The following is an 11,732-nucleotide window of genomic DNA, read 5'->3' on the forward strand; positions in this document are numbered from 1 at the left end:
GGAGGCTGAATGTCTGGCTGGAACCTGCGAATCGGCACGGCGGCGTCGGCGCTAGCCCTCACCGCCATCCCCCTCGCCACCCTTCTCACCGCGGGCCCCGCGTACGCGGCCGCCACCGTCCGCTACGTGGACTCCGTCAACGGCAACGACGCGGCGAACGGCCTCACCGAGGCCACCGCGTGGAAGACCCTCACCAAGGCCTCGGCGGCGGCCCTCGACCCCGGCTCGAAGCTGCTGCTGCGCCGCGGCAGCGCCTGGCAGGGGCAGCAGCTCGCGATCGCCGAGTCGGGCACCCCCGCGGCGCCGATCGTGGTGGACTCCTACGGCACGAGCACCGCCAGGCCGATCGTCGCGGGAGACACCGAGGCGTGCGTGAGCCTGGAGGGGTCGCACATCGAGGTGTACAACCTCCAGGTCGGCCGGGCTCAGGACGTCGGGCGCTGCACATGGGCCGGCATCAAAGTGACCGGCGACCACAACGTGATCGAACGGAATTACATCACCGGCGCCGCGGCCGGGGTCTACATCGAGCCAGAGGCGGCCTACACCGCGGTGACGGCCAACGATTTCGTCGACAACAACCACATGAGCAAGCTCACTGACGACAACGACAATGACGACTCGGGCGCGTTCGCGATGCTCGTGCAGGGTGACGACTCCAACATCAGCTGGAACGAGATCCGCGGCTCGATCGCGTTCAGCTACGACTACGGCATGGACGGCGCGGCCGTGGAGATCTTCCTCGGCTCCAGGAACCACGTCCACCACAACATCGCGGTGGACAACGACACCTTCACCGAGCTCGGCACCAGCAAGGAGACCAAGCCGGACGGCTCGCCCGCCGACCCCGACGGCACCTCGGGCAACGTCTTCGAGTACAACGTGATCGACGGGCCTGAGACGCGCACGGCCTTGATCACCCGCGGCCCGCAGGAGCCCGGCGAGGACCCCGACCCCAACGGCCCGGTGCTGGGCACCGTCTTCCGCAACAACAGCGTGCACCTGACCAACGCCGAGTCCCAGGGCGTCGTCTGCGACGCGGGCTGCACCAACGCCCACCTGTCGATGTCGCAGAACATCGTCCAGGCCGTGGTCAAGACCGCCTACGGCCCGAACGTCACCGACAGCCACCACAACGTGTTCTTCACCGACGGGCAGCACCAGATGGGCGGCTCGAACAACGTCGAGGCCGACCCGCGGTTCAACCTCACGAACACGGCGAACCCGCTGAGCCTGCGCGCCGGCAGCCCGGCCATCGACCTCGGGATCGCGAAGTTCAGCGACGACGACGTGACCGGGCGGGCGATCGACGGCAGTGACGGCGCGGTCGACGCGGGGGCGTACGAGTACGACAAGTAAAGCCCCGTCTTTTGTCGCCGCCGTGCTCTAGTCTCCCGAGCAATTGATCACGCCCGGAAAACCAGGAGATATGCGGACATGACCTACCTCGAGTTGTCTGAGGACGGCGGCGGATCGCACAAGTTCTACGAGGTGACCGTGGTGGGGACGCAGGTCACGATCACCTACGGGCGCATCGGGGAGGCCGGCCAGACGAAGGTCTCCGGCTTCCCCACCGCGGCCAAGGCCCAGGCCGCGGCCGCGAAGAAGGTCGGCGAGAAGGCGCGCAAGGGCTACGCCCCGGCCGTACGCGGGGTGCGGCAGGCCAGGGCCATCACCCGCAGGGCCATCGCCAGCACCCGCTCGACCGCCAAGCAGGCGCCGGTCCTGTGGCGCTTCGACAGCGGCGCCGCCGCGTTCGGCATCTTCGTGGACGAGGAGCGCTGCTGGGTCGGCAACCAGCGCGGCGACGTCTACACCGTCGCCCACTCCGGCACCGTGACCGGGCGCTTCCGGCTGCCCGACGGCGTCAAGTGCATCGTGGCCGACGACTTCTGGATCTACGCGGGCTGCGACGACGGCCGCGTGTACGACCTGAGCGGGAAGGTGCCGCGGGCCGCGTACGAGATCGCCGCCGACGTGGACATCTACTGGCTCGACATCCACGACGGCGTGCTCGGCGTCTCCGACAGGACCGGCCGGGTCACCACGATCGACTACGAGGATGAGTTCCAGTGGTCGCGCCCCGGCACCGGCAACTCCGCCTGGATGGTCAGGTGCGACGAGGAGTCCGTCTACCACGGCCACTCGCGCGGCGTCGCCCGCTACGACGCCGCCGACGGCCGGATCGTCTGGGAGAGCTCGGTGGCGGACCAGGTGCTGTTCGGCTGGCAGGAGGAGCACTCCGTCTACGCCGGCACCGGCCGCCGCACCGTGCACCGCCTGGCCAAGGGCGACGGCCGCGTCGAGGCCGTCTACCAGTGCGACGGCGCCGTCTACTCCTGCGCCACCTCGCCGGGCGGGCGGCACGTCTTCGCCGGCGACAACTCCTCCTCGGTCTACTGCTTCGACGCCTCCGGCGAGCGGCTGTGGAAGCTCGGCACCGGCTGCGGGTCGGCGTTCTCCATGCAGTTCCTGGACGACCGCCTCTACATCGTCACCACCGACGGCTCGCTGGCCTGCATCGACGCGAGCGAGGCGGCCATCGCCGCGGCCCGCGCGGGCAGCGTGCCGCAGCCGCTCGACGTCAAGGCGGCGGCGTCGCTGGAAGTGGTCGAGCCCTCGATCGTGGTGGAGACGGTCTCGGCCGGCGCGGACGCGGGCGACGGCGTGGTCGTCGAGTGCGTCAGGGAGGGCGAGCGGCTGCGGGTCCGCGTGGTCAGCCCCGGCTACGAGTCGTGGCACGTGCAGTTCCCCAAGGACATCAGGGAGGCGGGCGCCCGGTACATCGTGGAGGGCCTGCGCTCGGCCGGGCGCGGCGGCTTCTACCGGGCGTACGGGGAGATCAAGCGCATGCTCTGACAGCTCTTGCGCACGTGCCCGGCGCGGTCTTTCGTACAGGTATGCAGGTCGACGACGGACAGGCCACGCTCGCCGGGAACCGCTGGCGCGCCAGGAGGAGCTACGCGCGGCCGCTGCCCGGCGGCGCCGAGCTCGTCAGGGTGTGGCGGCGGCGCAAGCCGGCCGAGCTGCGGGCGCGGCTGGACGGGGGGCCGCTGGCGGTGTGGGGCGAGGACGACGTCCTGCACGTGCTCTGGCAGGGCGCCAAGGCCCGGCTGGTCACGGGCCTGCAGCTGCCGCTGTGGCCGGTGAAGGGCGCCGACGACCTGTGGGAGGTGTCGGTGCGCGTGCGGCACCTCGACACCGCCGTGATCAGCATCACCGTGCTGCCCGCCGATGACGACGAGGCGCAGGAGGTGGAGCGGATCTGGCACGGGTCACGCGCCGCCCCCGCGCCCCCGGCCGCCGACCCCCTGGCAGGGACGGTGACGACCCGGACGATCGAGAGCCGCAGCCTCGGCGGGCCGCGCGAGGTCACGATCTACCGGCCGCACGGGGCGGCCGGCCCGATGCCGCTGTGCCTGCTCGCCGACGGGCAGTCCACCACCGGCTACGCCGGCGTGCTGGAGGCGGCGATCTCCGCAGGGGTCCTGCCGCCGATCACGCTGGCCGGGCTGCACAGCGACGCCGGCGGCGAGCTGCCCGACGGCAGGACGCGGGAGTACGTGCTCCCGTTCGACCCGGTCCGCTTCGGGAGACACCTGGCGTTCGCCGTGGACGAGGTGCTGCCCGACCTGCCGGAGGCGACCTGCGTGATCACCGCGGGGTTCTCCAACGGCGCGGCGTTCGCGCTGGCGGCGGCCGACCGGCGGCCCGACAGGATCGCGGCCGCCGTGGCGCTCAGCCCGAACCTGCTGCCCGGCCAGCTCGTCGCCGGCGTGCGGACGCCCCGCTACCTCGCCGCGGGCACGATCGAGCCCGGCTTCCGCGAGTGCGCCAGGATGCTGGCGGAGCGGTTGACCGAACGGGGCGTCGAGCACGTGCACCAGGAGTGGCAGGGCGGCCACGACCCCTACTGGTGGCGGGTCCACCTCGTCGCCGGGCTCGCCTGGCTCACCCGCGGACCCCTGCTCCCGTGACGGGCTCGCGGGCTGCGGTCTGCCGGGTGACCGGGCGGACGGCCGCCAGCACCAGCAGGCCCGCGACCAGGCCGACGACCGCGCTGGTCCGGTAGACGTCGTTCAGCGCCGCGTACGGGACCAGGTCTCCCTGGTACAGGATGCCGAGCACGGCGATGCCGAGCGCGTACCCGAGCTGCCTGACCGTGTTCACGGTGCCCGCCGCCATGCCCGCGCGCTGCGGCGGGGCGTAGGCCATCGCGGCGGAGCTGAGCGACGGGATGGCCAGCCCCACGCCGATGCCCGTCACGATCAGTCCGGGTGTCAGCGCCGCCCAGGTGGAGTGCGGGCCGAGCAGGCCCTGCAGGAGCGCGCCCGCGGCGATCAGCAGCAGCCCGCCGCCGATGGCCGCCCTGGGCGACAGCCGGGGGAACAGCCGGGAGCCGGCGATCGAGACCAGCAGGGACGTGACGGCCATCGGCGACAGTGCCAGCCCGGTCATCACGGGCCCGAGCCCGAGGTCCTGCTGCAGCCAGAGCGAGGTGAAGGCCAGGCAGGCGAACGCGGCGGGCATGAGCAGCGTGGCCCCCGCCATGATCCCGCTGAACGACCGCCCGGCGAACATCCTCAGGTCCAGCATCGGGTGCGCGCTGCGCGTCTCGGCGACCAGGAAGGCCACCGCCGAGACGGCGGCCCCGGCCAGCGGCAGCAGCGTCCGCGCCGCCGTCCAGCCGTGCTGCCCGGCCTCGATGAGCCCGTACGTGAGCGCGCCCGCCGCCACCGTGAACGTGACCATGCCCGCCCAGTCGAGCCTGGACCCGCCGGGCAGGCGCGACTCCTTGACCGTGCGCAGGGTGAGCCAGGCGGCGGCCAGGCTGATGGGCAGGTTCACCAGGAAGATGGCCCGCCAGTGCAGGTGCTCGGTGAGCAGGCCGCCGAGCACGGGGGCGATGGCCGCGGCGGCCCCGTTGATGCCGCCCCACACGCCGAACGCGATCCCGCGCTGCCTGCCGTGATAGGTGGCGCTGATGAGTGCGAGCGTGGTGGCCATCATGGCGGCCCCGCCCCCGCCCTGCAGCACGCGGGCGGCCAGCAGCAGACCGCCGGAAGGGGCCAGCCCGCAGGCGAGCGAGGCCAGTGCGAACACGGCCAGCGCCGCCAGATAGACCCGGCGCCGGCCCACGTGGTCGGCGACGGAACCGGCGGCGAGCAACAAAGCGGCCAGGGCCAGCGCGTAGCCGTCCAGCAGCCACTGCGTGCCGCTGAACGACAGGTGGAGATCGGCGGTGATGCCGGGCAGCGCCACCATGACGATGGTGACGTCGACGAGCAGCATGAAGGCGCCCAGACCGGCGGCCACCAGCGGTGACCAGGGGGCCGTCCCCGTCTCGGAAGCATGAGTGTGCGTCATGGCGACTACAGTCGCGGCTGCCTGCTGGTATTCGCCAGTCATCAGCGCAGTTCTGCTGGTTTTCCGTGTCGGATACCTTGTGATGGTGGAAATCATCGATCTGGACGAGGTGGACCGAGGGCTGCTGCACGCGTTGCAGGTGGACGGGCGGGCCTCGTTCAGCCGGATCGGCGAGGTGCTCGGCGTGTCCGACCAGCGGGTGGCGCGCCGCTACCGGCGCCTGCGCTCCACCGGCATGGTCAGGGTCGTCGGCGTCGTGGACGGGCGGCGGCTCGGCTACGAGTCGTGGTCGATCAGGCTGCGCTGCACCCCCGACGCGGCCGTCCCGATCGCCGAGGCGCTGGGGCGGCGCACCGACACGTTCTGGGTGCACCTGTTGTCCGGCGGCACCGAGATCTCCTGCGGCGCGCTCCAGCGCACGGCCCAGGAGCGCGAGTCGCTGCTGCTCGGCAAGCTGGCGCGGACCAACCGCGTGCTGGGCATCTCGGCGCACAGGACGCTGCACACCTTCGTCGGCGGGCGGGTCGGCTGGGCCGGGCTGGCCGTGCTCTCGCCCGGCCAGAAGGCGCACCTGGAGGCGGGCCGGGTGCACGGCCGGGTGGGCGAGGGCGAGCGGCTGGAGCTCGGCCCGGGGGACGAGGCCATGCTGGAGATGCTGTCGCGGGACGGCCGGGCGGCCTACGCCGACCTGGCGGGCGTGACCGGCTGGTCGGAGTCGACGGTCAGGCGCCGCATGGACCAGCTCTGCGCGTCCGGTGCGCTGTTCTTCGACATGGACGTGCTGCCCACGCTGCTGGACTACCGGCTGGAGGCACAGCTGCTGATGTCGGTGCCGCCGGCCGACCTGGAGGCGACGGGGCAGGCGCTCGCCCGGCATCCCGAGGTCGCGTTCGTCGGCGTGACGACCGGCTCGGCCAACCTGACGGCCAGCGTCGTGTGCCGCGACGACACGGCGTTCTACCACTACCTGACCGGCAGCCTGGGCGCGCTGCCCGCCATCAGGCACATCGAGACCGCGCCGATCATCAGGACCATCAAGCGGGCGGGGGCTGTGCTCCCCGTCTGAGGTGAGGCAGGCACTACCACCAGGTGGGTGGCGCGCAGGCTGGGGGCCGATCGCCCTGGTTCGTAGCGTTCTGAGGCATGAGAACTCCCATGAGAACGCGGTTGCTCGCCCTGGCCTGCGCCGGGTTCGTCCTGGCCACGGCGACCGCTCCGGCGGCGCTGGCGGTCACGAACAATGCGGTCACGAACGACGTGGCGACGATCGGAAACAGGGGCTCGATCGTCTCCGCCGACCTGCTGGGGCGCTTCTCGGCCGAGCAGGTCAGGGCCCACCTCACCGAGGCGAAGTTCCCCGTGCCCGCGCGGGCCCAGGGCGCCGACCTGTACGCGGTCGTCTACCGCACCGTCGCGGTGGACGGCACGCCGACGACGGCCAGCGGCGTGGTCGCGCTGCCGCAGCGGTCGAGGAAGGGGCTGTGGACGGTCGTCTACGAGCACGGCACCCTGGCCACCAAGGACGATGCCGGATCAGTGTCCGACGGTGACGGGCGGACGACGCCGCTGATGTTCGCCGCCGCCGGGTTCGCCGGGGTGGCGCCCGACTACCTGGGGCTGGGCAAGGGGCCGGGCTTCCATCCGTACATGGACGCGGCCAGCGAGGCTTCGGCCTCCGCCGACCTGCTGCGCGCGGCGCGCGAGCTGGCCGGGCGCGAGGGGCGGACGCTCAGCGGCGACGTGCTGGTCACCGGGTTCTCGCAGGGCGGGCACGCGGCCATGGCGCTGAGCAAGGAGCTGCGGGGCGATCCCGCGACGCGGCTGCGCGGGGTGGCGCCGATCGCGGGGCCGTACGACGTCAAGGACGCCGAGCTGCCCGCGCTGCTCGACGACCGGCTCGACCCGCACAGTGCGACGTTCTACCTGGCGTACTGGACGGTCTCGATGAACCGGCTGCACGGCCTCTACGGCTCGCCGTCCGAGGTGTTCCGGGACCCGGGGGTGGAGAAGCTGTTCGACGGGGGGCACAGCTTCGAGGAGATCGTGGCCGGGCTGCCCGCCTCGCCGCGCGACCTGGTCACCGCCGCCTACCTGGAGCGGCTCGCGAAGCCGTCGGGGACGCTGCTGCGGGCGCTGGAGGCCAACGACGCGACCTGCGCGGGCTGGCGGCCTGGCGTGCGGGTCAAGCTGTTCGCCGCGCGGAGCGACGGGGACGTGGCGTTCACCAACTCCGAGAGCTGCCTGCGCGACCTGCGGGCGAGCGGGGTCAAGGCGTCGCTGACCGACGTGGGGGACGTCGATCACCGGACGTCCGCGTACCGCGCGCTGCCGAAGGTGCTCGACTGGTTCACCGCCCTGCGCTGACCTGTTGGTCCCTGGGCACGTGATAATCGGGGCGTGCACCGGCCATCGAGGCGAGCGTTCCTGCGGCTCGGCGGCGTGTCCGCGGCAGGAGCGCTGGGAGCGCTGGTTCCCGCGGAGGTCGCGTACACGCCGGACGACACGTTCATCCGATTACGCCGCCGCTGGCTGGAAGTGACCGCGGGGCCCGCTGCGCGGCCGTATCCGGAGCTGGGCCGGGCGGCCGCCCGGTATCGCGACAGCATGGCGCCCGGCCGCACGTCGCTCTGGCCGGACCAGCGCTTCCCCTCGTTCGTGGCCACGCCGCGGCGGCTGCGGACCATGGCGCACGCGTACGCGCTGGAGGGCACCGGCCTGACCGGCGACGCGAGCCTGGCGGCGGCCGTCGCCACCGGCGTGGACCACTACCGGCGGCACGTGTACGCGGCGGGCGCGGAGCCGGCCGGCAACTGGTGGCACTGGGAGATCGGCGTGCCCAAGGCGCTGCTCGACGCCGCCGTGCTGATCGGCCCCCACCTGAGCGAGCGGCGGAGCGCGGACCTGCGCGACGCGGTGGACCACTTCGTCCCCGCCCGCCGCTTCTCCGACTACAGCGGCACCAGCACCGCGGCCAACCGCGTGGACCTGTGCGTGGTGCTGCTGCTGCGCGCCATCCTCGGATCCGACCACGGCAGGGCCGAGCTGGCCGCCTCGGCGCTGTCCCCGGTGTTCCGCCTGGTCTCCGAGGGCGACGGGTTCTACCGGGACGGCTCGTTCATCCAGCACACGCACGTCCCCTACCAGGGGGCCTACGGGGTGACGCTGCTGTCGGGGCTGGCGACGCTGTTCGCGGTGCTGCGCGGCTCGCCGTGGGAGGTCGTCGACCAGAACGTCTTCGACATGGTGGAGCGGTCGTTCGCGCCTTTCGTCCGCGACGGTGCCTGCATGGACCTGGTGCGCGGCAGGGGAGTGGGCAGGAGGCCGTTCGGCGACCACGAGAAGGGACGGGAGATCGCCGCCGCGATCCTGCTGCTGGGGGAGAGCGCCTCGGCCGCGGAACGGGCCCGCTGGCAGGCCCTGGTCAAAGGGTGGGCGGCGCGGAGCACGTACCGGCCGACGGCCTTTCACGCGCGCCTGTCGGCGGTCCTGGCCGACGACGCCGTCCCGGCCGCTCCCGAGCCGTCCGGGCACCGGCTGCTGCCGATGAGCGCCAGGGCCGTGCACCGCAGGCCGGGCTGGTGCGCGGCGCTCAGCATGGCCTCGTACCGGATCGGCCACTACGAGCACGGCAACGGCGAGAACCTGCGCGGCTGGCACACCGGCTCGGGGATGCTCTACTGGTGGGCCGAAGGGCACGGCGACCAGTACTCGGACTCGTTCTGGAGCACCGTCGACCCCTACCGCCTGCCCGGCACGACCGTCTCGGCCCGGCGGCTGCCCGACGGCGCGGGCGAGGGGTGGGGCGACACCTGCCCGCCCGGCCGGTGGGTCGGGGGCGCGACCGACGGCACGTACGCGATCGCCGGCCAGCACCTGAACGGCCTGGAGAGCACGATGGAGGCGTTCAAGTCGTGGATCTTCCTGGATGACGCGATCGTCTGCCTCGGCGCGGGCATCACCGGCGCGGACGGCACGCCGGTCGAGACGATCGTGGACAACCGCAGGACCGCCGCCGCCCTCACCAGTGGCCCCGGCTGGGCGCACCTGGAGGGCCACGGCGGATACGTCCTGCGCGACGGCGGGCTCCCGCGCACGTCGCGCGAGCGGCGCACCGGCGGCGGCGCGGCCCGCGACTACGTGACCCTCTGGCTCGACCACGGTCTCGACCCCCGCGCGGCGGGCTACGTCTACCTGCTGCTGCCCGGCGCGAGCCAGGAGGCGACCCGCGCCAGGGCCGCCGATGCCGGCTGGGTGCGCGTGCTCGCCAACACCGCCCGGCTCCAGGCCGTCCACGTGCCCTCGCTGGGGATCACCGCGGCCGGGTTCTGGAACGCCGGGAGCGCCGGCGGCCTGACCGCCTCCGCTCCCTGCGCGGTCCTGGTCAGGGAGCTCGCCGGCGGCACCGCCACGCTGACCGTGTCGGACCCTCGTTGTGACCTGGACGAGCTGGCCGTGACCTGGGACCGGCCGATCGCCGCGCTCCTGGACGGCGACGCGCTGCTGGACGGCTCGACGCTCAGGTTCGGCCGCCTGGCCGATCAGGAGGGCGCGTCGAAGACCGTCACCGTACGGCTACGTTGACCTTGTCGGAAGAGAACCGGGACGCCCGGGGAGGCCGATGTTCCGGCAGAGGTCAGGGACGAGGATGATAGCCGGATGAGCGACACGAAACGGGCACTGGTGCTGGGCGGTGGCGGGGTCGCCGGGATCGCGTGGGAGACGGGCGTGCTGGCCGCGCTCGCCGACGGCGGCGTGGACGTCACCACCGCCGACCGGATCATCGGAACGTCGGCGGGCTCGACCGTCGCCGCGCAGATCACCAGCGGGCTCTCATTGTCCGAGCTGCTGGCGCGGCAGATCGATCCGGCCCGCCAGACGCCCGAGCTGGCCAGCGGAGTGCCGATGGATCAGCTGTGGGCCCAGTTCCAGCGGATCTACGAGGGCACCTCCGACCCGGCCGCGCAGCGGCGCGAGCTCGGGGCGCTGGCGCTGAACGCGGCCACGGTCAGCGAGGCCGAGCGGCGAGCGGTGATCGAGGCCCGGCTGCCCGTCCACCGGTGGCCCGAGCGTGACCTGGTGATCGTGGCCGTGGAGGCGCTCACCGGCGAGCCCAGGCTGTTCACGGCGGACTCCGGGCCCGGGCTGGTGGACGCGGTGGCGGCCAGTTGCGCGGTGCCCGGCGTGTGGCCGTGCGTGAGCATCGACGGGGTCCGCTACATGGACGGCGGCGTGCGTACGAGCACCAACGCCGACCTCGCGGCCGGGTTCGACCGCGTGCTGGTGCTGGCGCCCATGCCCGACGTGGCCGAGCCGTGGAAGGAGCTCGCGAGCCGGGCCGGGGTGCTCGTCGAGGCGATCGAGCCCGGCCCGGACTCGCTGGCCGCGTTCGGGCTGGACCCGCTCGCCCCCGAGGTGCGCACGCCGAGCGCCGAGGCCGGCTTCGCCCAGGGCCGCTCGCTGGCCGCCCGGGTCGCGGCGATGTGGTGCTGACAACAGCTTGTGGCCCCTTTCGCGTGGTTCACCCGCCGATGAGCACCTTCCGCAGGACCTCGCCGAACTCCGCCGCATGCCCGATGAAGCCGCCATGGTCGCCGGGGAACTCCACCGGCTCGGTGCCGAGCAGCCCGGCCAGCGCCTCGGAGGTCCGGTACGTGACCAGCGAGCGCGAGCCGGCCCCGATGCCCACCACGACCCGCGCGGGCCCGGCCGTCAACGCGGCCACGTCCGGCACGTAACGGGTGGTGCCCCGCAGCTCGTGGGCGAAGAACCGGGCACCGTCCGCGAGAGTCTGCTCCGACGGCTCACCGGGAGGCCCAGTAGGGGGCGCGGTGGGCGCGCCCTCGCCGCCGTCCTCGAATCCGGCGTTCGCCATGAACTTCGCGAACGCCGCCCCGACCCCGTGCCGGTGGAACGTCTCGATCATGTCGTCCACCGCGGCGTGCTGCTCGGCGGCGTCGGGCAGCAGCTCCAGGGACGGCGGCTCGTGCGCGACCAGCGTACGAACCCGGCCGGGATGCCGGGCGACCAGCGCGAGCCCGGTCACCGCGCCGCCGCTGCTGCCGAACACGTCGGCCTGCTCCGCGCCCAGCGCGTCCAGGATCGCGGCGAGGTCGTCGGCCCGCAGCTCGGGGGTGGAGTCCTGCTCCGGGTCGTCGAGCACGCTGCCCGAGATGCCCCTGGGGTCGTGCGTGACCACGGTGTGGTCGCGGGCCATCGCGTCGGCGAGCGGCGCGAAGTCGCCCGCCGCCATCGGGGCCCCCGTGACCAGCAGCAGCGGTCCCGAGCCGCGCACCTCGTAGCGCAGGCGCGCGCCGGGCACGTCGAGCGTGTGAATGGTCGCCATCGGCCGGTGCTTCCTTCCGTCC

9 protein-coding genes are annotated in these 11,732 nt (G+C 73.1%); 7 read left to right on the forward strand and 2 right to left on the reverse strand.

The window, feature by feature from the left end; all coding sequences use genetic code 11:
* The first annotated feature begins 9 nt into the window (after positions 1–9).
* The 3 genes from ABEA43_RS11810 (at position 10) to ABEA43_RS11820 (ending at position 3,977) form a co-directional block, all read left to right on the forward strand.
* Positions 10–1,359, forward strand: a complete 1,350-nt coding sequence (locus ABEA43_RS11810) for a right-handed parallel beta-helix repeat-containing protein (RefSeq protein ID WP_345561080.1) — start codon at positions 10–12, stop codon at positions 1,357–1,359.
* 78 nt (positions 1,360–1,437) lie between these two features.
* Entirely contained in the window at positions 1,438–2,859 is a 1,422-nt protein-coding gene (locus tag ABEA43_RS11815) for a WGR domain-containing protein (protein WP_345561082.1), read from the forward strand.
* 41 nt (positions 2,860–2,900) lie between these two features.
* Complete coding sequence (locus ABEA43_RS11820) at positions 2,901–3,977, forward strand: alpha/beta hydrolase (RefSeq protein WP_345561083.1); 1,077 nt, start codon at positions 2,901–2,903, stop codon at positions 3,975–3,977.
* Here the strand turns inward: ABEA43_RS11820 and ABEA43_RS11825 are convergent.
* On the reverse strand, positions 3,952–5,367 hold the full coding sequence (locus tag ABEA43_RS11825) for a DHA2 family efflux MFS transporter permease subunit (protein ID WP_345561084.1): 1,416 nt from the start codon (positions 5,365–5,367) through the stop codon (positions 3,952–3,954). The genes ABEA43_RS11820 and ABEA43_RS11825 overlap by 26 nt on opposite strands.
* An 82-nt stretch (positions 5,368–5,449) precedes the next feature.
* Here ABEA43_RS11825 and ABEA43_RS11830 point away from each other — a divergent pair, with 82 nt between their 5' ends.
* The 4 genes from ABEA43_RS11830 to ABEA43_RS11845 all read left to right on the forward strand — a co-directional run bounded on the left by ABEA43_RS11830 (position 5,450) and on the right by ABEA43_RS11845 (position 10,857).
* On the forward strand, positions 5,450–6,433 hold the full coding sequence (locus ABEA43_RS11830; protein WP_345561085.1) for an AsnC family transcriptional regulator: 984 nt from the start codon (positions 5,450–5,452) through the stop codon (positions 6,431–6,433).
* 77 nt (positions 6,434–6,510) lie between these two features.
* Positions 6,511–7,731, forward strand: coding sequence for a hypothetical protein (locus ABEA43_RS11835; RefSeq protein ID WP_345561086.1), 1,221 nt, complete (start codon positions 6,511–6,513; stop codon positions 7,729–7,731).
* 33 nt (positions 7,732–7,764) lie between these two features.
* Entirely contained in the window at positions 7,765–9,948 is a 2,184-nt protein-coding gene (locus tag ABEA43_RS11840) for a polysaccharide lyase 8 family protein (RefSeq protein ID WP_345561088.1), read from the forward strand.
* A 75-nt stretch (positions 9,949–10,023) separates the two neighbouring features.
* Complete coding sequence (locus ABEA43_RS11845; RefSeq protein WP_345561090.1) at positions 10,024–10,857, forward strand: patatin-like phospholipase family protein; 834 nt, start codon at positions 10,024–10,026, stop codon at positions 10,855–10,857.
* Between the two features lie 28 nt (positions 10,858–10,885).
* Here ABEA43_RS11845 and ABEA43_RS11850 read toward each other — a convergent pair whose 3' ends face one another.
* A complete protein-coding gene (locus ABEA43_RS11850; protein ID WP_345561092.1) occupies positions 10,886–11,710 on the reverse strand; it encodes an alpha/beta fold hydrolase in 825 nt (274 codons plus the stop codon).
* Positions 11,711–11,732: the final 22 nt, after the last annotated feature.

It is taken from the genome of Nonomuraea rosea (assembly GCF_039539705.1).
GTDB lineage: Bacteria > Actinomycetota > Actinomycetes > Streptosporangiales > Streptosporangiaceae > Nonomuraea > Nonomuraea rosea.